16 protein-coding genes are annotated in these 23,928 nt (G+C 66.8%); 7 read left to right on the top strand and 9 right to left on the bottom strand.

The features are described from left to right. Positions 1 to 47: 47 nt before the first annotated feature. Together P9255_RS00795 and P9255_RS00790 are read right to left on the bottom strand one after the other, a co-directional pair. Entirely contained in the window at positions 48 to 2,399 is a 2,352-nt protein-coding gene (locus tag P9255_RS00795; RefSeq protein ID WP_309768359.1) for a type VI secretion system tip protein TssI/VgrG, read from the bottom strand. Positions 2,400 to 2,428: 29 nt separating this feature from the next. Then, the gene (locus P9255_RS00790; RefSeq protein WP_309768357.1) at positions 2,429 to 2,911 is read right to left on the bottom strand and encodes a type VI secretion system tube protein Hcp; all 483 of its coding nucleotides are present in this window, start codon (positions 2,909 to 2,911) and stop codon (positions 2,429 to 2,431) included. Positions 2,912 to 3,055: 144 nt separating this feature from the next. On the opposite strand from P9255_RS00790, the gene P9255_RS00785 reads away from it, so the two are divergent. From P9255_RS00785 to P9255_RS00755, 7 genes are all read left to right on the top strand, one after another. Next, entirely contained in the window at positions 3,056 to 3,649 is a 594-nt protein-coding gene (locus P9255_RS00785) for a type VI secretion system tube protein Hcp (RefSeq protein WP_309768356.1), read from the top strand. A 1-nt stretch (position 3,650) separates the two neighbouring features. After that, positions 3,651 to 4,145, top strand: a complete 495-nt coding sequence (tssE, locus tag P9255_RS00780; RefSeq protein WP_309768355.1) for a type VI secretion system baseplate subunit TssE — start codon at positions 3,651 to 3,653, stop codon at positions 4,143 to 4,145. A 1-nt stretch (position 4,146) separates the two neighbouring features. Further along, positions 4,147 to 6,018 (top strand): type VI secretion system baseplate subunit TssF, encoded by a 1,872-nt coding sequence (tssF, locus tag P9255_RS00775; RefSeq protein ID WP_309768353.1) that lies wholly within the window; start codon positions 4,147 to 4,149, stop codon positions 6,016 to 6,018. Further along, the gene (gene tssG / locus P9255_RS00770) at positions 5,994 to 7,067 is read left to right on the top strand and encodes a type VI secretion system baseplate subunit TssG (protein WP_309768352.1); all 1,074 of its coding nucleotides are present in this window, start codon (positions 5,994 to 5,996) and stop codon (positions 7,065 to 7,067) included. The genes tssF and tssG overlap by 25 nt, the downstream gene beginning before the upstream one ends. 81 nt (positions 7,068 to 7,148) lie before the next feature. After that, positions 7,149 to 9,797 carry a type VI secretion system ATPase TssH gene (gene tssH, locus P9255_RS00765; protein ID WP_309789029.1) on the top strand — a complete coding sequence of 883 codons (2,649 nt, stop codon included), beginning with the start codon at positions 7,149 to 7,151 and terminating at the stop codon, positions 9,795 to 9,797. 3 nt (positions 9,798 to 9,800) lie between these two features. Then, complete coding sequence (tagH, locus tag P9255_RS00760) at positions 9,801 to 11,159, top strand: type VI secretion system-associated FHA domain protein TagH (protein WP_309768348.1); 1,359 nt, start codon at positions 9,801 to 9,803, stop codon at positions 11,157 to 11,159. Between the two features lie 13 nt (positions 11,160 to 11,172). Beyond that, positions 11,173 to 11,937: a protein phosphatase 2C domain-containing protein gene (locus P9255_RS00755; RefSeq protein WP_309768345.1), complete on the top strand. Its 765-nt coding sequence runs from the start codon at positions 11,173 to 11,175 to the stop codon at positions 11,935 to 11,937. 601 nt (positions 11,938 to 12,538) lie between these two features. On the opposite strand, the gene tssC is transcribed toward P9255_RS00755, so the two are convergent. From tssC to P9255_RS00720, 7 genes are all read right to left on the bottom strand, one after another. Further along, on the bottom strand, positions 12,539 to 13,993 hold the full coding sequence (gene tssC, locus P9255_RS00750; protein ID WP_309768919.1) for a type VI secretion system contractile sheath large subunit: 1,455 nt from the start codon (positions 13,991 to 13,993) through the stop codon (positions 12,539 to 12,541). Positions 13,994 to 14,075: 82 nt separating this feature from the next. Then, a complete protein-coding gene (gene tssB / locus P9255_RS00745; RefSeq protein WP_309768344.1) occupies positions 14,076 to 14,591 on the bottom strand; it encodes a type VI secretion system contractile sheath small subunit in 516 nt (171 codons plus the stop codon). Between the two features lie 59 nt (positions 14,592 to 14,650). Next, positions 14,651 to 15,940 carry a TIGR02270 family protein gene (locus tag P9255_RS00740; RefSeq protein WP_309768343.1) on the bottom strand — a complete coding sequence of 430 codons (1,290 nt, stop codon included), beginning with the start codon at positions 15,938 to 15,940 and terminating at the stop codon, positions 14,651 to 14,653. After that, positions 15,922 to 16,320 carry a hypothetical protein gene (locus P9255_RS00735; RefSeq protein ID WP_309768341.1) on the bottom strand — a complete coding sequence of 133 codons (399 nt, stop codon included), beginning with the start codon at positions 16,318 to 16,320 and terminating at the stop codon, positions 15,922 to 15,924. Before P9255_RS00735 ends, P9255_RS00740 begins: the two co-directional genes overlap by 19 nt. A 24-nt stretch (positions 16,321 to 16,344) precedes the next feature. After that, positions 16,345 to 16,860: a DUF6484 domain-containing protein gene (locus P9255_RS00730; protein ID WP_309789028.1), complete on the bottom strand. Its 516-nt coding sequence runs from the start codon at positions 16,858 to 16,860 to the stop codon at positions 16,345 to 16,347. Positions 16,861 to 16,880: 20 nt separating this feature from the next. Continuing rightward, positions 16,881 to 17,903, bottom strand: a complete 1,023-nt coding sequence (gene tssA, locus P9255_RS00725) for a type VI secretion system protein TssA (RefSeq protein ID WP_309768337.1) — start codon at positions 17,901 to 17,903, stop codon at positions 16,881 to 16,883. Positions 17,904 to 17,914: 11 nt separating this feature from the next. Further along, positions 17,915 to 23,926, bottom strand: coding sequence for a filamentous hemagglutinin N-terminal domain-containing protein (locus P9255_RS00720; RefSeq protein WP_309789027.1), 6,012 nt, complete (start codon positions 23,924 to 23,926; stop codon positions 17,915 to 17,917). Between the last annotated feature and the right edge of the window lie 2 nt (positions 23,927 to 23,928).

Raw genomic sequence — 23,928 nt, 5'->3', positions numbered from 1 at the left:
ACGCGCAATCGACGCCCGATTCCGCACTTACCGTGGTCCTACTTCATCTAGTTCTGCAGAATCTTCGATCCCTTCATCACGATATCGCTGTCCGCCTTAACACTGATCTTGCCGCTCGCGTCGATCGATATGTTCTTGCCTTTGATCTGGATCGTGCCGTCCTTTTTCATCGTGATGCTGGCGTCGCCGGTAACGAGCGTGATCGAGTCGCCTGCGCTGATGTGAAGGTTCTTTCCCACCGTCAAGGTATCGTCTTCGGTCACGGACGTCGTCCGCGCCTTCTTGACCGTGCTCGACTGCGCCCCGTCGATGGTCTCGCCCATGTCCTTGCCGACTGTGACCGTCTGCGCGCCCGTCACGTTGAGCGTCTGGTCGCCGCCCACCTTCGTTTTCTGACCGCCATCCACATTGACGGTCTGATCCGCGCCGACGCTCACCTTCTGATACGCGACGATCTTCACCGTCTGATACGCGCCGATGACGATCTCCTGCGCCGCGCCCACCGTGATGGTCTCGTTGATGCCGACAAAATGCGTCCGCTGCAACAGCACGCTGGCCGTTTCCATCATCTTGACGAGGATCGTGCGGTTCTTGTCGATGGTGATCGTCTCGTTGCCCCCGACCGTCTCCGTGCGGTTCTTAACAATCGCAATCGTCTCATTGTTCCCCACCTTCTCGTCGCGATCGACGACCACCTCGATCTTTTCGTTGTTGCCCACCGTCTCCGTCCGATCGTGCTTCACGACTGTCGTTTCGTCATGGTCGATGTTTTTCTTGCGGTCACGGCCGACCCAATGCGTCTCATCGTTTTCTACTTCGATATCCTGATTCTTTTCCGCATGAATCAGCAGTTGCTCCGCGCCCTTCTTGTCCTCGAAGCGCAACTCGTTGCAGTTGGCGCCGCTGCCGCCCTTGCTAGAGCGGCTCTTGATGCCTGACTGCGTCATGTTCGCGGGCAGATCGTACGGCGGCATCTGTTCGGCGTTGTACACGCGGCCCGTGATGATCGGCCGGTCCGGATCGCCTTCCAGAAAATCGACGATCACTTCCTGCCCCATGCGCGGAATCGCAATCGCGCCCCAGCCTTTGCCGGCCCACGGCTGCGACACGCGAATCCAGCACGAGCTGTTTTCGTCGCGCTTGCCTTGCCGGTCCCAGAAGAACTGCACCTTCACGCGGCCGTACTGATCGGTATAGATTTCATCGCCGCCCGGCCCCACCACGACCGCCGTCTGCGGACCCTGCACGAACGGCTTGCGTGCGGTCCGGGCCGGTGCGAAAGGCTGCTTCGCGTCGATCGCGGAGAACCAGCATTCGCAGCGATTCGACTGCGCGCCGTCGAATGATTCGTAATCCGCAATATCTATTTCATAGCGTGTGCGCGTGACGAGATATTGCACGTTCTGATCCGCACGCGGATGCCGCTGCAGTTTGAGCAGCGCCCCGGCGCGCACGCTCCTGCCGTTCGTGCGGCCCTCGGCCTGGTGCCAGTTGATGCCGGGATCGTCCGGCACGCTGCCTTCCACGCGCCATTCGTCGGCGCGCGACTTCGCGCGGCTGTCGCCGTGATCCGCTTCGACATAGCCGCCGGGATAGTCGAAATGCTCCAGGCTCGAGAATGCGTCGAAGCCCTCCATCTGCTTGACGGCCTGCTTCTGCAAAGGCCGCGACGGATGCTTGAAATCGTAATCGGTGAGCAGCCAGTTGCGCGTTTCGATTGCGTGCTGCAGCCGCCATTCGCTGACGAATTCGGCATCGGGCGCGGCGGCCATCACCGCGCCATAGGGCAACGATTCGCAGCCCGCGACGCTTTCATGCGCGGCCAGCGTGTCCGTGAATATCAGTGATTCCTTGCCGTCCTTGTCCTGAAACCAGTAGTAGATGCCCTCGTCCTCGAGCAGCCGGCTCACGAAATTGAAGTCGGATTCGCGGTACTGCACGCAGTATTCGCGCGGCGGATGCCTGCGCGCATTCGCCTTCCATTTGATTTCGCCGAATTCGAGGCCCTTGTACACGGGATCGGCAAAAACGGCCTTCACGATTTCCTCGACCGTCTTGTTCTGAAAGATGCGGCAGTTGCTGCGTCGCGAGAGCAGCCACAGCCACGGCCGCACCGCCGCTTCATAGACATGCAGCCGTCCGCGCATCCCGGTTTGCCGAAAGCCCACGACATAGCCGCCGAACACGCGCGGCCTGGCCTTCGGCACGGTGAGGGACACGCTCACGCGCTTGCCCAGGATGCGGCTGAAGTCGAGGTCCGCGCGCCTGGCGACGAGCGTGAGTTCGCAACGCGGCATGCGCCCCAGCTCGGCGCTCGCGCGCAGGCTCAAGAAGCGCACGTCGTCGCCGAGCGGCGTGTCGGCGCTGACGAGCGGCTTTTGCGCGACGGCATCGTTCATGGTGATCCGCTGACCGGTTCAGGCTGCCGTCAACGGACTTCGGTGCTGCGGACGTCCCAGCCGAACTTCACCGCGCCGCCCATCGCGCCCTTGTCGTCCTGCGGCTTGTACTCGAACTCGATATCCGCGAACGACAACTCCACCGTGTTCTCCGGATAACCGCGCTGATCGCATCGCATGTCGACCTTCGACACCGTCACCTGTTTCATCGTGACCGTGAGAAATTCCTTCTGCCCGTCGCCCGACTTGCTCATCGTGAACTTCACGCTCGCGATGTGCTTGCCGGTCGCGCAACTCTTCTGGATCGTGGGGGCCGCCTTGTCGTAGAGATGCGAGAACATGAAGACGCCCGGCGTCGCCTTGCCGATGCCGCTGCCTCCGCCCGTCGTCGGATTGCTTGCATTGGCGACCTGCCATTCGAAGCCCTGCACCTCGATCTGCCCTTCGGCCCCCTTGTGCTTGCTCTCGCCTTCGATCCCGTCAATCTTCACATAGCAGTCGATGGTGCTCATGCGGTCCTCCGTCGTGGTCCGGTCCAGTGCGTTGCAGGCGTCGTACGCATGCAATCCAACCGGTAAACGAAACGGGGCCGCTGCTTTTGAACTTCAAAATCGTTCGTGGCGTGCCGTCTTATCTTCGATAACCGGACGAGCACGATGCCCACCCACGACACGCCGCGCCCCGACAGCAGCCTGACGCTCGACGCACTGCGCCAGTTCGATCTGCTCGCGCTCGCGCAATCCGACGACATGTTCCTGCAAGTCGTGCCGAAGCGCAGCAACACGCCGGTCAAGGGCGAAGCGAAGAAACGCGGCGACTGGGACACGCCGATGCAGATCCACGGCTGGCGCTGGGCGCAAGGCTACGAAGCCGCGCCGCACGCCGCCGCGCTCAACGCGAACGACATGCGCGTGACGGCGCTCGGCGTCATCAGGACGGTGGACTCGGCATCGCCCGTGCTCGCGAAGCTCTGCGCGCAGGCCGAATTGCTCGCGCTCGCGCATATCCGCTGCTACAAGGCGGCCGGCGCGGACAACGGCGTGCAGATCGAATACCTGTCGATGAAGCTGGAGCAGGCGTATATCCGCAACTATCACATCTTCACGAGCGCACGCTTCGCGCGGCCCTGCGAGGTGTTCGAGTTCTCCGCGCAGCAACTGACGATGACCTGTGCGCCGCAGACAGAGACCGGCAGCCGCGGCGCGGAAGTGACCTTCGCGCTGGACGTATCGACGCGACGGATAAGCTGACATGGATGCCGACCGCCTGCAGCCGTCGCTGCTCGATCGCCTGATCGACGACGATCCCGCCTCCTTAGCCGATCCCGCCAGCGGACGGTTCATGTCGCATCGAAGCCTGCGCGCGGCGGTGCTGCGCGACGTGTCTTGGCTCTTCAACACGACGAGTCTCGGCGGCGCGATCAGCGAGGAACACTTCGCGCATGCGTTCGCCTCCGTGCTCAACTACGGCTTGCCGTGCCTGTCGGGGCGCTTCGCCTCGACCATCGACACGGTGATGCTCGAGCAGGCGATCCGTCAGGCCATCGAACGCTTCGAGCCGCGCATCGATCCATCGACGCTCGAAATCGAACCGGTGCTCGACCGCTCCGTGCTCGACATGCACAACCAGATCGCGCTCGTCATACGCGGCCTGTTGTGGGCGCAACCGGTGCCGCTCGAATTCGCGCTGCGCACGCAGATCGATCTCGAGGAAGGCGGCATCACCGTCATGGAACTGCCGCGCTGACATGGACCCGCGCCTTCTGCGTCACTACAACACCGAGCTTGCGCATCTGCGCGAGATGGGCGCGGAGTTCGCGCAGCAGTTTCCTAAGATTGCGGCGCGGCTTGGCATGAACGGCATCGACGTTGCCGATCCGTATGTGGAGCGTCTGCTCGAAGGCACCGCGTTTCTCGCCGCGCGCGTGCAGTTGAAGATCGAAGAGGAGTTTCCGCGCTTCACGCAGCAGCTTACGCATGTGGTGCTGCCGCAGGCCGCTTGTCCGACGCCCTCGATGCTCGTCGCGCGTCTCGCGCCCGATCTCGCGAGCCCGAATCTCGCCGATGGCTTCGTCGTGCCGCGCGGCGCCGCGCTGATCGCGCCGATGAAGTCGGCCGAAGCCACGCCCTGCGAATTCCGCACCGCCGCCGATCTCACGCTGTGGCCCGTCGAGCTGACCGAAGCGCGCTACTTCGCGCAGGTGCAGGACTTGCCGCTCGCGGCGCTGCCGGAAACACGCGCGATCGCGAGGCGTGTTCAGGGGGCGCTGCGCATCCGGCTATCGGCGGCCGAAGGCTTCTCCTTCGATGCGCTCGGTCTCGACGCGCTCAGCCTCTATTTCGCGGGCGGCGACGAAACGGCGTATCGCCTGTACGAAGCGGTGATGGCGGGCACGCTCGCGATTGCCGTATCGACGCCCGAGCGCCCGAGCCGCAAGCTCGCCGCGCTGCCCGCCGACGCGCTCGCGCCGGCGGGCTTCAGCGACGCCGAAGCCCTCTTGCCGGTGACGCCCAACGCGTTCCAGGGTTATCGCCTGCTGCACGAGTATTTCGCATTGCCCGAGCGCTTCCGCTTCGCGCGCATCGCCGGGCTGGCGGGCGTGTTGCCGTCGTTCGCGGCGCGCGAGATCGAACTGACCTTCCTGCTCGCTACGGGCGATGCGGCGCTGGAACGCATCGTCACGAAAGACAGTGTGCTGCTCGACTGCGTGCCTGCGATCAATCTCTTCCCGAAGCAGGCCGACCGCGCGCTCGTGACGGACGCCGCCGCGCGCTTTCATGTGGTCCCGGATCGCACGCATCCGCTGGATTACGAAGTGCATTCGGTGACAGGCGTGTCCGGTTATGGCGCGAACGACGACACCGAGCAGACGTTCCACGCGTTCTACGGCGACTTCTTCGCGGACCGCCCCGGCGACGCAGCCTACTTCACGACCGAGCGCGAGCCGCGCATCGTGCCGGCCGGGCGCAAGAAGAGCGGCGCGCGCACGGAGTACATCGGCAGCGAGACGTATGTATCGATCGTCGATCCGAACGCCGCGCCGTATCGCGGCTCGCTGCGGCAGCTTGCGTTCGCGACGCTCTGCACCAATCGCGACCTGCCGCTCCTGATGCCGCGCGACGGCTTTGCGCTGGATGTCGCCGCGCCCGTCACCGATGTGCGCTGCGTGAGCGGCCCGTCGCGGCCCGCGCCGGCGAATCTCGACGCGGCGCGAAGCTGGCGTCTGATCGATCAGCTCTCGCTGCACTATCTGTCGATCGGCCACGGCTCTTGCGACGCCGCCGCCGCGCTTCGCGCGCTCCTCGCGCTGCATGTGGCCGATGTCGATCAGGCGGGCCGTGCGCAAGTCGCGGGCGTCGTCGCAGTCGATGCGGAACCCGTCGTGCGCCGTTTGCCGATGCCGGGGCCGATTGCGTTCGGGCGCGGCCTGACGATAAGCGTGCGCGTCGACGATCTCGCGTTTCAGGGCGGCAGCGCGTGGCTGTTCGGCTGTGTGCTCGACCGCTTCTTCGCGCGCTACGTGTCGATCAATTCGTTCGTGCAGACGGTGCTTTCGACGAGCGCGCGCGGCGAAGTCCTGCGGTTGCCACCGCGATGCGGCACGAGAGCCATCTTCTGAGCGAGGCGGCCCGCGAAGAGCCGCCGCCTGCGCTTTCACGCGAGCTGACCGAGTTGCTCGATGCCGTCGCCGCCGCGCCGCATCGGCATGATTTCTATCGGGTGATGCGGCACATCGAGGCCATGACGCCGCACCTGCCGCGCCTCGGAGCCGGCGCGCGCCCTCAGGACGAGCCGGTGCGGCTCGCGCAGGACGTGTCGCTGGCGTTCGCGCCCGCGCCGCTCGCCGCGCTTGAGCACGCGAACGGAGCCCGCGCCCCGCGCCTCGCGCAGCGCTTCTTCGGCTATCTCGGCCCTAACGGGCCGCTGCCGCTGCATCTGACCGACTTCATCCGGGAGCGCGGGCTGCATCACGGCGACCGGGCGTTCGCGCGGCTGCTCGATGCGCTGCTGCATCGCTTTCTGCTGCTGTTTTATCGCGCGTGGGCGCAGGGCCGGCCGGTCAATGCGCTGGACCGGCCGGGCCACGACCGCTTCGCGTTCTATACGGGCGCGCTGATCGGTCTCGCCGATGAGGCGAACCGTCGTCGCGATGCGGTCTCCGATCACGCCAAGCTGCATTTCGCGGGCCTCTGGAACATGCAGACGCGCCCCGCCGACGCGCTCGAAGCGATCGCCGGCGCGCTCCTGCGCGTGCCGGTGCGCGTCGCGCCGTATCGCGGGCACTGGATGACCTTGCAGCCCGACGAGCGTGCCGCGTTGCGGCGCAAGGGCGCATGTCTCGGGCGCGGCGCGGTGCTGGGCCGCGCGGTGTGGGATCGTCAGCATGCGTTCCGGCTCGTGATCGGGCCGCTATCGCTCGCGCAGTTCGAATCGCTCTTGCCGGGCGGCGACGCATTGCCGACGCTCGTCGCGGTCGTGCGCCAGCATCTGAATGGCGAACTCGCGTGGGATGCACAACTCGTGCTCGCCGCCGACGACGTCCCGACCGCGCAAATCGGCCGCTATGGACGGCTCGGTATTTCGACGTGGCTCGGCCTGAAATCCCGACACGCCGATTGCGCCGATTGCGCCGATCTCAAGCTGGACGCCGAAGCGAAAGCCCCTTGAAAAAGCCCGCCGCCGCGCCGTCTTATCGGATGAGGACGCGCTCGGACGGCGCGCGCGCTTCCATGAAAAAGGAGTCGGACGATGGCGGAAATCAGTCGCGTCGCGCTGTTCGGCAAGCTGAACAAGCTCGGCTACAAGACCGTCGAAGGCGCGAGGGTCTATTGCAAAATGCGCGGCAACCCGTATGTGGAGCTCGCGCACTGGATCACGCAGATCGTCGAGACGCCGAACTCCGACTGGCAGCGGATCGTCGCGCACTACGGCATCGATGCCGCCGTGCTCTCGCGCGAGATGACCGCGACGCTCGATCGCCTGCCGCGCGGCGCGACCTCCATCTCCGATATCTCGGAACACATCAGCGACGCCATCGAGCGCGGCTTCGTCTACGGTGCGCTGCTGTTCGGCGCGACGAAGGTTCGCACGGGGCATCTGCTCGTCGGCATGCTGAAGACGCCGCGACTGCGCAGCGTGCTCTTCGGCATGTCGCGGCAATTCGAGCGCATCAAGCCGGACGATCTGTCCGACGAGTTCGCGCGCATCGTGGCGGGATCGATCGAAGACGGCGAGGACGAGCCGCATGCTCCGACGTTCGCGCCGCCAGCCGACGCGGCGGGAAGCGGCACGGCGCCGCAGGACGCGCTGCGCAGGTACGCGACCGATCTCACCGACAAGGCGCGGCGCGGCGCGCTCGATCCCGTCACCGGCCGCGACGACGAAATCCGCCAGCTGGTCGACATCCTCATGCGGCGGCGGCAGAACAATCCGCTCCTCACGGGCGAAGCGGGCGTCGGCAAGACGGCTGTCGTCGAAGGCTTCGCGCAGCGGCTCGTGCGTGGCGACGTGCCGCCGCCGTTGCGCGAAGTCGCGCTGCTGTCGCTCGATCTCGGCCTGCTGCAGGCGGGCGCGAGCATGAAAGGCGAGTTCGAGCAGCGTTTGCGGCAGGTCGTCGAGGAAGTGCAGGCGAGCCCGAAGCCGGTGATTCTCTTCATCGACGAAGTGCACACGCTCGTCGGCGCGGGCGGCGCGGCGGGAACCGGCGACGCGGCCAATCTGCTGAAGCCCGCGCTTGCACGCGGCGACCTGCGCACCATCGGCGCGACGACGTGGGCCGAGTACAAGAAGCACATCGAGAAAGACCCGGCGCTCACGCGGCGGTTCCAGGTCGTGCAGGTTCAGGAGCCGGACGAGGACAAGGCCGTGCGGATGCTGCGGGGCGTCGCGGCGGTGCTCGAAGGGCATCATCGCGTGCAGTTGCTCGACGAGGCCATCGAGGCGGCCGTGCGGCTGTCCCATCGCTATATTCCGGCGCGGCAGTTGCCGGACAAGGCCGTATCGCTCGTCGATACGGCGTGCGCGCGCGTCGCCGTCAGCCAGCACGCCACGCCGCCGCAGGTCAACGATTGCCGCCGCCGCATCGAGGCGCTCGAAGTCGAGGCGCAGATCGTCGCGCGGGAAGCGAATGCGGGCGTCGATACCGGCACGCGCGCCGCCGATGCCGCCGCGCTGCTCGCCCGCGAACGCGATGCGCTCGGCGGCCTGGAGTTGCGCTGGGAGGAAGAGAAGCGCGTCGTCGGCGAATTGCTGTCGCTGCGCGCGACGCTCCGGGGCAAAGGCGAAGCGGTCGATTCGCCCTCGGACTCACGCGATGCGCTTCTTGCGAAGCTCGCCACGCTCAAGGCGCGTCTCGCCGAGCTTCAGGGCGATGCCCCGCTCATCCTGCCGAGCGTCGATGCGGGTGTGATCGCCGGCGTGGTCGCGGACTGGACGGGCATCCCGGTCGGCAAGATGTTGAAGAACGAGCTTGCCGCCGTGCTGAATCTCGCCGATGCGCTCGACCGCCGCGTGATCGGCCAGCGTCATGCGCTCGAAATGATCGCAAGGCGCATCCAGACATCGCGCGCGCGGCTCGACAATCCGGACAAGCCGGTTGGCGGGTTCCTGCTCGCGGGAACGTCGGGCGTCGGCAAGACGGAAACGGCGCTCGCGCTCGCGGAAACGCTGTATGGCGGCGAGCAGAACGTCATCACCATCAACATGAGCGAGTTTCAGGAGGCGCATACCGTGTCGACGCTGAAGGGCGCGCCGCCCGGCTACGTCGGTTATGGCGAGGGCGGCATCCTGACCGAGGCGGTGCGCCGCCGGCCGTATAGCGTCGTGCTGCTCGACGAAGTCGAGAAGGCGCATCCCGACGTGCACGAGATCTTCTTTCAGGTCTTCGACAAGGGCTGGATGGAGGACGGCGAGGGCCGCGCGATCGACTTCCGCAATACGATCATCCTGCTCACGTCGAACGTCGGCTCGGAGCTCATCATGTCGATGTGCCGCGATCCGGCGAATCCGCCCGCGCCGGAATCGCTCGCCCGCGCGTTGCGCGCACCGCTTCTCGACGTGTTTCCCGCCGCGCTGCTCGGGCGGCTGGTCGCGGTGCCCTATTACCCGCTTTCCGACGCGATGATGGCCGACATCGTGCGCCTGCAGCTCACGCGCATCCGCCGCCGCGTCGCGGACAATCACGGCATTCCGTTCGATTACGACGACGACGCGGTGAAGCTCATCGTGTCGCGCTGCACGGAAGCGGAATCCGGCGGGCGCGTGATCGACGCGCTGCTGACGAACACCGTGCTGCCGCGCATCTCGATGGAGTATCTGACGCGCCTCGCGGAAGGCCGCGCGCTCGCGCACATTCGTCTTTCGGCGCGCGCGGACGACTTCGTCTATGCGTTCGACTGAATCATGCTCACGCTCACGGTGACGCTTCATAACGGACAGCCGCCGCGCGTGCCGCTCGCGGCGACCTTCGATGCCGATGGCGGGACCGTCGGCCGCGCGGCGGCGAACCGCCTCGTGCTGGACGACGCCGAGCGCACCGTATCGCGTCTGCACGTGCAGATCGTGCGGCGCGACGGACGGTATCGGCTGATCGATCGCGGCAGCAACCCGGCGCTCGTCAATGGCGCGCCGCTCGATCCGGGGCAGGACGTGCCGCTCGCGCATGGCGACGAAGTGCAGATCGGCGGCTATCGGTTGCGCGTGGATGTGTCCGGCGACGACGATACCGTGAGCAGCGAACCGTCATCGGACGATCCGTTCGCCGGACTCTTCGACGCCGCGCCGCGGGAGCGTGTTGCGCCGGAACCCGAGACCGCCGACGAACTGCTGCGCGCGCAGCCCGCGCCCTTGCCGCAAGCCGGCGGCGACTTCGACTTCTCGTTCGACGACCCCGCGTCGAAGCGCTCGATCGACGAGATGTTCGATCTCGGTGCTGGCGCGCGTGCCGGTCCGCTGATCGATCCGGTTGTCGATCCGCTTATCGATCCTCTCTCGCAGCCGAACACCGCTCACGACGCCGATCCGTTCGCGAGCCTGACGGGTGGCGTGCGTCCGGTCGAGCCGCCCGCGACGCAATCCGATGCCGGGTCCGAACTGCATAGCGCGTTCACGCCGCCGCGCCCTGCCTCCGCTGTGCAGAGGCAAGCCGCGCCGCCGTCCGACGACCGCGCGCTCGTCGATGCCTTTCTGCGCGGCCTCGACGCGCCGGGCGTGCGTATCGACGCTTTGTCGCCGGCGCTGCTGCAGCTCGTCGGCCAGCTGTTGCGCGAAGCGACGCGCGGCACGCTCGAACTGCTGGCGGCCCGGGCCGCGCTGAAGCGCGAGATGCGCACGGAGGCGACGATCATCGCCGCGGCGGACAACAACCCGCTCAAGTTTTCGCCGAACGTGGAGGCGGCGCTGGCGCATTTGCTGAATCCGCCGATGCGCGGCTTCATGCCGCCCGCCGCCGCCCTCGACGATGCCTACGCCGACTTGCGGGCGCATCAGGTCGGGATGATGGCGGGCATGCGCGCCGCGCTCGATGGCGTCTTCGAGCGCTTCGAGCCTGAGCGCATCGAGGCGCGCCTTTCCGGCCGCTCGATGCTCGATGGCTTGCTGCCGGGACTGAGCCGCCGCGCGCGCTGCTGGGATTGCTTCACGGAGATGTATGGGCAGCTTTCGCGCGAAGCCACCGAGGATTTTCATACGCTTTTCGGCCGCGCGTTCGTCGCGGCATATGAGGCGCAGATCGACGCACTGAACCGGCGCGCTCGCCGCTGACGAGAGAATCGACATGCAACTGCAAACCGCGAGCGTGAGCGAGGTAGGCGGCCGGTCCCGCAATGAGGATGCGTATGGCGAATGGCGGCACGGCACGCTGTACGCGAGCGTGGTTGCGGATGGCGCGGGCGGTCATGGCGGCGGCGATACGGCATCGCGCATCGCGGTCGATACGGTCATCGCGGAGTTGACGCGGGTTGCGGCGACGGGCGTCGCGCTCACTGGCCTCAATCTGCTGCGCGTGCTCTTGCGCGCCAACGACGCGATCATCGACGCGCAGGAACACGACCGCGAGCTGTCGCAGATGCGCTCGACGGCGGCGCTGCTGGGCATCGATCAGGCGGCGGGCGTGGCGGCGTGGGCGCATTGCGGCGATACGCGTCTTTATTGTTTCCGGCGTGGCGCGACTGTCGTGCAGACGCAGGATCATAGTCTCGTGCAGAGCATGATCGATGCTCGCTTGCTCGATATGCAGGATGTGCGCGGGCATCCGCGACGCAATGTGCTGTTCTCTGCGCTCGGGACGGCGGAGGATTTGTCGATTGCTGCGTCGGAAGAGGCTTTCTTTGTCGCCGACGGGGATGCGTTTTTGCTCTGTACCGATGGGTTTTGGGAATATCTCGATGAAGCGGTGATGATCGAGGCTATCGGACGGGCTCGGACGCCGGCGGCCTGGCTTGAGGCGATGGTCGGGCATATTCGCGATGCCGCTCGCGATAATTTCACCGCTCTCGCGGTGTGGGTTCTGGATTCGCCGGAAACGACGGTAGTTCGTTGAGATTTGTGTTTGTGTTTGTGTTGGTCTAGTGGTGCGCCCGTTTGTGCGGGCGGGTTCACTTTCTTTCGATCTCTTGCGGTGAACTTGATATCGCGTCGGTCTATTAGCTCGCCCCTCCCCGGGGCGGGGGTCACTTTCTTTGCCGCTGCAAAGAAAGTAACCAAAGAAAGCAGCTTTTCTTCGAACCGCACAATGCACTGATTAGTGTAGTCACTCCGTAGAAAACCGGTGGCACTCAGCTTGTAAAGAGCCTTGAATCACCTTCCGCGCCCACTGACTACTCACGTCCTCCGAGCCCCTTGGCTCGCTAACACCAACCGCGTGTATACGCCCCACGCGACAAGCAAGCCCCACAGAGCCTCAAGCTAACGTGCATCAATCAAAGAAGCCCACAAAGAATCCTTGCTCGCGAATCATGCAAACTAGCTTTTGGCTTCTGGCTAGTGGTCTACCCTCGCCCTAGTTCTCTGTCTGTGCTCTTGACTTTGCATTTTATTTTGTCGTTGTCGTTGTCGTTGCTTTGCTTTTAGTGATTAGTTTCTGAGTGGATGAACTTATTCACAAATGTCGCCACGAAAAGAAGTTCCCCGCAAAACGACCTTCAAGCAGCCTGCTTAGCCGACGGCAACCGCGAAACCAGCCGCAATGAAACCGTCAACCCTTCCAACTGATAATGCGGCCGCAAAAAGAACTGCGAAGTGTAATACCCGGGCGCTCCCGGCACTTCCTGCACCTTGACTTCCGCCGCAGCGAGCGGCTTCTGCGCCTTGGTATGCTCCGATGAATTGGCCGGATCGCCATCCACATACTGCGTGATCCATTTGTTCAGCCAGCTCTCCATGTCCGAGCGTTCCTTGAACGTCCCGATCTTGTCCCGCACAATGCACTTCAAATAGTGCGCAAAGCGATTGCAAGCAAACAAATACGGCAAGCGCGCCGCAAGCGCAGCATTCGCCGTCGCATCCGGATCTTCATACTCGAACGGCTTTTGCAGCGACTGCGCCCCGATGAACGCCGCAAAGTCCGAGTTCTTGCGATGAATCAGCGGCATGAATCCGTTCTTCGCCAATTCCGCTTCGCGCCGGTCGGAAATCGCAATCTCAGTCGGGCATTTCATGTCAACACCGCCATCGTCGGTCGGGAAACTATGCACCGGCAAGCCTTCGACCGCCCCGCCCGACTCCACCCCGCGAATACGCGAGCACCAGCTATACAGCTTGAACGAGCGGTTGATGTTCACAGCCATCGCGTAAGCCGAATTGGCCCACGTATAACGCGTGTGATCCGCCGACCCGGTGTCTTCCTCGAAATCGAATTCGTCGACAGGCTCCGTCCGCGCGCCATACGGCACGCGCGCCAGAAAGCGCGGCATCGCAAGGCCGATGTATCGCGAATCCTCGGACGCACGCAGCGAACGCCAGCTCGCATACTCCGGCGTGCCGAATATCTTTGTCAGATCGCGCGGATTGGCAAGCTCCTGCCACGAATCCATCTGCAAGAGACTCGGATCGGCAGCCGCGATGAACGGCGCATGCGCCGACGCCGCGATCTTCGATATCTCGCCAAGCAACTCGACATCCGGCGGTGTCTGGTTGAAGTAATAATCGCCGATCAGCACGCCGAACGGCTCGCCGCCGAGCTGGCCGTACTCGTGCTCGTAAATCTGCTTGAACAACGGGCTCTGGTCCCACGCGACACCCTTGAAACGCTTGAGCGTCTTGCCGAGATCCTTCTTCGAAATGTTCATCACGCGAATCTTGAGCATCTCGTCGGTTTCAGTGTTGTTGATCAGATAATGAAGGCCGCGCCACGAACCTTCGAGCTTCTGAAAGTCCGGGTGATGAATCACTTCGTTGACCTGATCGGTCAGCTTCGCATCGATCTCGGCGATCATCGCCTGAATGGAGCGGATCGCGTCGCCGGAAATGATCTGCGTCTGCGCGAGCGCCTGCTGCGCAAGCGTCTGCACGGCCATCTGTACGGCAGTTTTGGCCTCGTCGCTCTTCGGACGAAACTCACGGTTCAGCAGCGCGGCGAGATCGTCGCCTTCGAGCATCGCGCCCTGCAAGGCGGACGGCGCTTCGCCTGACGACGCAGCGGCTTGCGGAATATCGGACATGATCGTCTCCTGTCAGGGCTCATTCGGCGGCCGCTGCCGTGGCTGCGGGCGGCGCGGCCTTGGCGAGCGTGCTGAGCAAGGCGGGATCGTCGAGCACACGCGCAATCAGTTCTTCCGCGCCGTTCTTGCCGTCCATGAAAATCACCAGATTGGCGAGCTGCGTGCGGGCCTCGAGCAATCTGGCGAGCGCATCGACCTTGCGGGCGACGGCGGCGGGCGAGAAGTCTTCCATGTTCTCGAAGGTGATATCGACGCTGAGATTGCCCTCGCCCGTCAGCCTGTTCGGCACCTGAAACGCGACGCGCGGATGCATCGCCTTCATGCGGCTGTCGAAATTGTCGATGTCGATTTCCTGAAACTTGCGCTGTTCGACGGGCGGAAGGGCCTCGGCCGGCTTGCCCGACAGATCCGCCATCACGCCCATCACGAACGGAAGCTGGATTTTCTTTTCGCTGCCGTAGGTCTCGACGTCGTATTCGATCTGCACGCGCGGTGCGCGATTGCGGCCGATGAACTTCTGACTGCTGGTTGCCATGACGACTCCTTCGCGTGAGCATGAGATCACGCTAGGAAGACGATCCAGCGTGCGCGGATTTAAAGCATCGCGAGACGACGTTGCTGCCGCCATGCGGGCGCGGCGCAGTTGAACAGCGGCGCGCCCGGATCGAGCAGGCACAGGTGGCGCGCGGCGGCCATGCGCTGTCGCTGATAGCCATCCTTCAGCACGCCGATGCAATGCGCTCGCGATGGCGGCGCGCCGCATAAATAGCGCTGGCCGCTCTGAAATCGCGATGCGTTCGCCCGCCACCACTGCGCGATCTTGTCCGCGTCGGGCCACGGCGCGCCGTCGTCCTCGTCCATCGCGACATCGGTGTCGTTCGGGTCGTCGCTCGGACCCGACGGCCAATGCGCGGGCGGCTTGCGATCCAGATCGAGCCACGCGATGTCTGCGCCGGTGATGAGGCTGAAGCTCTCGCCAGCGACGCGCGCGAACTGGTCGTCCTGCATGAGTTCGATGAGCCAGGGGATGTAGTGCGGATCGCCTGCATGAGCGACGGTGCGGATCAGAAGGCGCTTGCTGTCTCGCTGCGCGGCGATGCGTTGCAGCAGCGCGTGGGCGTCGCCGGGCGGCAGCGTGCTCGCCGCGAGCGCGGCGGTGGCGGCGTCGGCGGCGGCGTCGGCATGCGCGAGCGCGAGTGCCTGTAGCACGTCGAGCGACGCGCGTCGATCGCCGAGCAGCAGCGCGGCTGTGGCGGCGTGAATGCGGCATGACGCGTCTTCGTCGCCCAGATGCGCGATGCAGGACGCGAGCAGATCGATGCGGCCGGTTTCGCCCGCGCACTGCAACGCGCGTGCGCGCACGGCGGCGTCTTGCGAGGCGATGGCCGCATCGAGGAAACGCTTCGGGTCCACGCGATGTTGCGCGCACGCCGCGATGCCGGCGCGCTGCGCGGCGGGATCGTCGCTTTCCAGCAGCGCGCCGACAGTCTCCTGCAGGCGGCTCGCGGAGACCCAGCCGAACGCGGAGTGAAGGCCGGATCGCGCGGCGGGCACTGCCTCGCTCAGCGCGATGAGTTGCAGCAACGTCTTGGCGGCGTGCGCTTCGATGCAGCCGACTGCCGCAGTGAAGAGCTCGCCCCTGCCGGGACGATCGAGCGCCTGCATGCTCATTTGCGCACCCGCGCGTCCCGCCACGGCGATGCCGTCGAGGTGCGCGGCGATGCGCTCGTCGAGACGGCCGAGGTGCCTGAGCTTCACGTGCGGGGCGCGGACGAGGGTCGAGCGCGTGTTGCGAAGGCAGGCGGCGTCTTCGAGGTGCTGGTGAAGAATGGCGAGGACGGGCGGGCGGGCGTTCACGGCGGACTTCAGTCGTAGCGGCGACATGCGGCGCCATCGAACGAGGCGACATCGTCGTGGCCGATCGACCCTAGCGTTGCGCCCGCCGAACACAAGTTGAAGCAGGTCGGCGTTCCCGCTTCCCCGAAGTCAACGGGCACGAGGTATCGTCCTTGCAACGTGTACGGCGTCGAGACCGTCGCCACGTAGAGCCGGTCCATGAACCAGTGCACGTCCCGCGTGAACGTATCGGCCATGACGAGCGGCAGTTGCGCATCGGCGAGACGCACCGGCTCACCCGGCGCGGGCAGGCGAAACGTGCCCCTGAGCACGACGACGACGACGACGACGACGAGCGATTCCCGTCCGCTCGGCTCCGTTCCCATCGTGGAGCCCGCGACCATGCGGGTAGCGTCGATCAGTTCCATCGTCCTGGATGATCAGTTGAGCGATCAATTGAGCTGCACCGATCCGCCCTTGATGCGGTTCACACCCGTCAACCGGCTCGACACATATGTGCCGCGGATCAGCACTTTGCCGGCCTTGGTCAGCGTGATGCTCGCCTGCCCGCAGCGCAACACGATCTCCTCCTTCGCGGTCACGACGAGCCGCTCGCCGTCCGCATCGGCTTCGACCTGCGCGGGCGCTTCATCGAGCGGCCACGCGCGGTCTTCGCGCAGACAGCCGATGATGACCGGCCGCGCCGGATCGCCGCCATCGAACATCAGAAGCACTTCGCAGCCGATATGCGCGCCGCGCACATCGGGAATGGTCCGCGCGGGCAACGCCGCGCCGCCCGGCTGCCCCGGATAGACGACGAGCGGGCGCGCGCCATCGCCGCTGAATCCGATCAGCTCGCCGATACGCACGCCATCGATGACCTGCATCGGCCCCGGCTGAAGGAAATCGCGTCCGCTCATCTCGTTCTCCTCGTTGTCCCGCTCTGTGACGTTCGAAAGACGATTCACGCGCGCGCCGTTTCAACGCGTCACTGCGGCTTCGTTCCCGCGATCAGATGAATCTGCGCGAGGCTGTCGGGCGCGAGGTCCTGCATCACCGCGAGAAAGTCCTTGCCGATCAGCCCGCGCGCGCGGCGAATCAAAAGCGGCGCGGGGCTCGCCGGCTCGGTGCGCTCGAGGAACGCGCAGACGGCGTCGAGCGCGGCGGTCGCCTGCTCGCGCGTCGCGATCTCGCCGGGACTCGCGACCCCGCGATGGATCGCCGGCGCGGGGTCATCGATAACCGGAGCCGGTTCATCGCGCGCATCGAGCGGCGGCGCGACCGCGCGGCACTGCGCGGCGATCTGGCGTGCGGCCATCGTCAGCGCGGTCATCGACGGAGCACGCTCCGCGCCGAGCTTCCGCGCGATGCAATCGGCGAGCGACTGCACGGCGTCGGCCAGTTCGAGCGCCTGAGCAAGCAGCGCGGGATCGTGCGCGAGCGCATCCGCCAGGATGCCCTCGACGCGCGGCAGGCTCGCCGCTGCCGCGCCTTCCTGCGGCGGGAGCCTGCCCTGCGCGACCAGCATGTCGCGCACGGTCAGCCGCTCGCCATGCACGCGGCAGACTTCGCATTCGCGCAAATCGTGCAGCAGCGTCTCGGCTTCGGCGAACGGCGTATAGGCATCCGCGAGCGGCGCGAGCGCGTTGATGCGCAGCGCGGCGTCGTTGTCGTCGTCAGTATCCAGTCGCGGAAAAAGACCGTCCCAGTAGCGTTCGAGCAGGCCCGTCAGCAGGCGCATGCCCGCGAGAAAGCCCGCAAGGCCCTGCACGTGCGACGCCGCCCGCGTCCACGCCACGGCCACGCGCAGGTCCTTCGAACGGGCCAGCAGCGCTTGCCCCTGTTCGAGCACGTCGGCCCAGGGCGGCGGCTCGGCGGGCGCGTCGAACTGGCGCGTGGGGCTTTCGCGGGCGAGCGCTTCGAAGGCGAGAAACGCCGCGTCGTACTCCAGGTCGATGCCCGCGGGCGGCATGGATTCGGTCGGCGCGAGCAGCGGTTCGATATCGATCATCGCGGCCCCGCTCAGAATTCGCCGCAGCCGTGCTGGCCGTCCACGACGAGGCAGTTGTTGAGATTCGGCCGCGAGCGCACGCGCTTCCATTCCGCCGCGAGTGTGTCCGCTTCGCCTTCGGCCTGCTGCAGCGCAAGGATCGGCTCGTTCGTCCCCACGCAGATGTTGATGCCGCCCAGGTTGCTCTCGTAGACGAAGCTCTGCTCCTGCGCCGTGAAAAGCGGCTGCAGGCCGCTGCGATTGAAGACCGCGCCCTGAAGCTGCATCGGCGTGACGGTGAGCGTGCCCGGCTGCACCACGACCTCGTATCCCACAGGCGACGCGAATGCGCCGTCGATCGGATACTTGCCCGCCGGCGAACCCGGCGTCGCGGGCGAACGCAGCGGGCCGCCTGCGATGCTCGAGCCGCGCGAATCGCCATCGAGCAGGCCGGTCACATCGAACGCGAACGGGCCGTTCGGCGTGCCTTCAGCGCGGGTCTGATTGCCGATCGTGACGGTGACCTTCGGCCGCTGTGCATACACGAAGTGATTGCCGGTCGCCGGGACCACGTTCTGCGAAAGCTGGCCGTTCCAGCTGCAGATGCCGCCGTAGACGCAGCCATAGAAGTTCGGCAGCGCGCCGCCCGGATCGATGCCGTTGCGGTTCTCGTCCGTGCGCCGCGCGGTCCACACCCGCCACGCGTTGCCGGCGGCGAGCGTGCCGCCCGCATCGTTCTGGAATACGCCCTGTTGCATCACCAGGTCGATGTCGCCGCCTGCGATCAGGTTCGCCGGCGCGCCGGGCGTGCCGAGCGCGATCGCGCCCGTATCCGCGATGGCGGTCAGGTTGCGCGTCACGTTCGGCTGCTGCGCGGCGATGGCGGCGACATTGCCCGTCGCGCCGTCGAAGCCGTTCGCGCCCGCTGTGCCGATGACGAAACCGTGCGAATTCGAGAACCGCACATCGCGCGCGCCGGCGAGCGCGAGCAGGCCGACGTCGTTGCCCGCATCGATGAGATCGAAGTCGCCGATGCTGCCTCCGAGCAACAGCGTCTGCGCCTCTATGCCGCCCGGATCGGTGACGGGGCCCGAGGAGACGAGCGCGAGCGTCTTGCCGGGCAACGCAATGCCCGACGGAAGATCGATGCCCCGGCTTCCCGCGCCGGTGTTCTGCAGCGTGAGATTCGTCGCGACGCCGGGACGCGGCACACAGCCCGTGCCGCCCGCGCACGCGCCCGCGACCGTGATGCGCCCGCTTTGCGTCAACGAACCGAGCACGAGCGTCGAGATTGCGGGCGAGAACGCCTGATAGCTCGCGGCATCGATCGACAGGCCGGGTGTCGCGCTCGTTCCGAACAGCGTGATCGGGATGCTGGCCTGCGCGAGCACGGCGAAGCTCGACGGATCGACCGACCCCGGCGCGATGGCGAGCGTGCCGCCCGGCGCGGCGATGGTAGCCGGTCCGCTGCGCACGGCGAGACTGCTGCCGGAGCCGTTGTTGGCCGGACGCAGGATCACCGCGCCTGCCGCGTTCGCGCCGATGAAAAACCCCGGCGCGCCCGGTTCCGCGTTCGGCGGCAGACTCACCCCGCCGATGCCGATGCCCGGCGTGGCCGAACTCCCCGACCCGGCGACGCGCACGTTCGCCGCCGCGATCGAGCCGGACCACAGCAACGCGCCGTAGCCATCGGCGGTTGCGCCGGTCGTGGCCCCGCGCACATCGACCGCGCCGTTCGTTGCTTCGAGCGATGCGCTGTCGAGCATCGCGACGCCGTGATTACCCGCGCCGCTCGCCGTGCCGTAGACGCGGATGGCGCTGCCGCCCGCGCTGTCCGTCGCGGATGAAACGAGCCGCGTCGGGCCGGGCGTCACGCCCGCCGCGTTGCCCGCGTTGCGCAGGATCACGCCGCCGCCCGCGTTCGCTGCCGGATTCAGGCTCTGCCCTTGCACCGCGATGCTTCCCGTGCCCGACGAAACCGTCGCGTCGTTCAGATCGACGCCGTAAGGCGTGCCGAAGGCCGGGAACGATCCGCCGCCGTCGCCTGAAGAAACTTGCTGCGGCGCGACGCCATGCAGCGTAACGTTGCCGCCACCCGCGCCGCCGCGCGTGTCGATGTCCGTGGACCGGATTTGCAGCGTCGCGCCATCGAAGCCGGTCGGGCCGCCGTCGAACGTGCCCATCGTGACGTTGCCGCCGTTGGTCAACAAGCGGATGCGATACGCCGCGCCTTCGCCCGCATTGCCGAGCGCGATGATCGCGTTGCGCGCATCGGCGACGATATCGAGCGGCCCGCCTGCCGACGTGATGTCGTTCCGCAGATTGAGCACGTCGCTCGAATGGAAGGCGAGCGTCGCGGGACCGGCCGCATTCGCGACGATGGGCACGCTCGCGTCGATCGCGCCCGCGCCGCCTTCGCCGCCATCGGTCGTGCGCAAGTCGAGACTGCCGCCGAGCGTTGCGCCCACGGCGGTCGGCGGCACCACGCGCGCCGTTGCGCCATCGAACGTATAGCCCGCCGGATCGACGATGCCGATGTCGCCCGCGCTCGTGAGCCGCACGTCGCGCGTGCCGGAGAAACTCACCGAGCCGATCCGATTCGGCGCGGTCGCCAGCTCGAACACACCCGGCCCGATCAGATCGAGCGTCGAGGCCTGAATGCCCGCGCCGCTTTCCGTCACCGTACCGGCCGAGTGCAAGGTCAGCGTATCGCCGGAAAAGCCGGCCGGCAGCGCGATGCCCTGGCTGCCCTCGCCGCCGTTGGCGAGCGTGAGCGCCTGCGAGCCGGTTGTCGGCGCGTTGACGCTCAACGTGATCGGCCCCGTATGCGTCAACGAACCGACGATCACGTTCGACACATTCGGCGAAATCTGCGCGAGCACCGGCTGCGTGAGCGTGAAGCCGTTGGCCGACCCGCCGACATCGATCGGGACGGCGTTGGCGGCGACGATGTCGAACGTGTCCGGCGCAAGGCTCCCCGGCACGAACACGAGGTTGCCGCCCGGCGCGAATAGCGACGACGACACCGCGGTCGAAACCGTCGTGACCGTGATGGGCACACCGGCGCCGCTCGTCGCGCGCAGCAGGAGCGTGCCGCCCGTGTCGGAGACTTCATAGGCGTCCGGATCGCGTCCCGCCGAGATCACCGCATCGTTCAGCGCGATGCCGGGCGCGGACCCGGGCGCCGTTCCGGTGACGGACACCTGATGCGCGTCGCCCTCGGCGGTGACGGACGCATTGCTCATCTGCACGCCGGGGAAGAACGCGCCGTCGTTGGGCTGACCGGTCGTGTAGCCGCGTATGTCGATGTCGCCGTTGGCCGCGCGGACGTCAACTTGCCGCGTGTTGCCACCGCCGGCAGCGCCTTGCAGCGACACGCCCGGCAGTCCGTTGCCGCCGCCGAAAATCCGCACGTCCGCCGCGCTCGATGTGATCGAACTCGACGCATCCCCGTTGCCCGTGATCGTGACGCCCGCGCCCGGCACGCCCGTCAACGGCGTGGCGCCCGGCTGCACCGTGCCTTGCACGAGCATCCGCCCGCCCGATGCCAGCGTTGCGCCAACCACTTCGACGCCGTCGACGCGGCTCGACCCGGCTGTCACGCTCGCCGGATACGCCGGCGCGCGGCCGATCGCCGATACATCGCCGCTCGCGGTGCTGATGGTCGTGCGTTCCAGACGCAGTCCCGCGCCGTTGACCGATGTCGATGCCTGCACGTCCGGCGCGGCGCCATCGATGACGATGCTGCCCGAGTCCGACAGCACGCTCGGCCCCTGTACGGTGCTGCCCGTCGTCGGAACGAGCGCGACGCCGAACGCCGACACGCCCGTCGACAGGCTCGCCGACGAAGCCGGCACGGTCTGCGCGACGCCGCGAATGCCGATAGCGCCGCTCGCCGAACTGATCCGCGTATTGCCGATGATCGACACGCCGCCCGTTGCGAGCGGCGTCGCGGCGCCGCTCTCGCCGTTGATCGAGATCGCGCCGATGGACGTCGCGAGCGTCGAGTCGATCATGTTGACGGCGGCGAGCGGCGTGCCGGTCGGAAACTGCGCCGGCGTCTGGCCCGAGCCGTCGGGCGGAACCGGAACGGTCAGCGCGCCCCGTCCGTTGATCGTGATCGAGCCCGTCCCCGTTCCCGGCGACGCGGTGAGCACGGTGGTATCGATCGTCGCGCCTGACAAGCCTATCGCCGCGCCGTCGAACGCCGTCGCGGCGGCGGGGGTGCCCGCGAGCGGAGCCGGCACGCCGATCGTCACGAAGCCGCCGTTGGCGCCGATCGAAGCGGCGGACAAAACGATGCGGTTCACGCCGTCCGCCGCCTGGCTCTGATTCGCGTCGAGCACGACGTTCAGGCGTCCGGCAGGCGAGGCTTCCGGGGCATCGCCGCCGATCTGCCCCGACAGGATGATGGAGCCGGCCGCGCTGAGCGTGAGCGTCGCGTCGGGCACGGGCGCCGGCCCCGCCTTCGTGATGACGACGCCACGGTTCATCGTGATGTCGCCGTTGCCGGGCGTCGGGTCGGCCGCGCTGGTCGAGATCGTTACCGAGACACCCTCGCTCAACTGATTGCTGACGGCGTCCGCGAGCACGTAGCTGTTGCCGCTGCCGGGCGAGAACGTGACGGTGTTCGAGCCGGGATCGGCGCTTGACTGCGGCGCGCTCAGGGTCGACGGCGCGGTGGTCACGATCTCGATGTTCGCGGGATCGAGCAGCCATTGGCCGCCGTGCCCCATCGGCGCGCCGAGACGAATCCGCGCGCCGTCCGTGTGGAGATACCGTCCGGACGTTTCCACGAGGCCGCCATTGCCGCGCTGCGCGCCGCCTTGCGCCGACACCATGCCGTGGACGCGCGCCGCCTCCGTCCCGTACATGACGATGTTGCCGCCGTCGCCCGCGGCGAGCGCATCGGCTCGCACTTGCGCGCTCGGGCTCATCCACAGCGCATCCGCGTTGCGGATATCCGTCTCCTTGCCCGCCGCGCCGCCGCCCACGCGCACCCGCCCGCCGCCCGCCGCGCCGCTTGCATCGATGCGCGCGCCGTCGTTCACCGCGAGGTGATGTCCGGTCACGTCGATGCGCCCGCCCGCGCCGCCATCCGGCGCGCTGGCGTCGAGCGTGCCGGCGATATCCGTCACGCCCGAGGTCCCGCCATCGAGCACGATGCGCCCGTTGCGCGCCTCGATGCTTCGCGCGCGCACCGTCCCCGTCTGGTTGAGCACGCTCGCGGCGGCTTCGTCGGCGGCGCGCGCGGACATCACGATCTGCCCGCCGTCGGCCTGCAGCACGCCCGCGTTGTTCACGAGCGCGTTCGCCACCTTGTCGTTCACCTTCAGCATCGTGAGGCCGTCGCCCGCGAAGTCGAGCGTGATGTCGCTGCCCGCGCCCAGCGCGATCTTGCCGAGCGTCGCGCTGACGTGGCCGCTGTTGTCAACCTGCGCGCCCAGCAACGCAACCGCCCCGCCCGGCGCTGCATTGATGGCGGCTTCGTTCGTCACCTTGCCTGCAGCCGCGCCTTGCTGCGCGAAGTGGTATTTGCCGGCGAGGAACGCGTCGTTCGAAATGCCGAGCGTCGATGCGACGAGCGACCCCACGTTGATCGACGCGCCACGCGCGAACATCACGCCTGCCGGGTTGACGAGGAACACCTGCCCGTTCGCATTGAGCTGTCCCGCGATGCGGCTTGCGTCATTGCCGACGACGCGATTGAGCAGCACCGCCTGCGCCGACGGCTGCGAGATATCGACGCGCTCGTTGCCCTGGATCGAGAAGCCGTTCCAGTTCACGATGCCTTTTTGCGAGCCTTGCGTGATCGTCATCGCGTTCGGATTCGGCCGGTTGATCGCGACATTGCCCGCGACGACGTTCTCCCCGACCGGCAGCGCGAATGCGCCGGGCGCGGCGACCAGCACGAGAAGCGGCAGAAGCGCCGACGCGCGCACTTCCAGCCCGGCGCCGCGCGCGGCGCGCTTCGCGAGCCGCCTGATCGCGCGTTGCCATTCCCGGCGATGCCTGCGGTCCCGAAGGCAAGTGATGTCGTTCATTG

It is taken from the genome of Caballeronia sp. LZ019 (assembly GCF_031450825.1).
Lineage (GTDB): Bacteria > Pseudomonadota > Gammaproteobacteria > Burkholderiales > Burkholderiaceae > Caballeronia.
The sequence above is the reverse complement of the archived record's forward strand: the minus strand, read 5'-3'. Positions and strand labels throughout refer to the sequence as shown.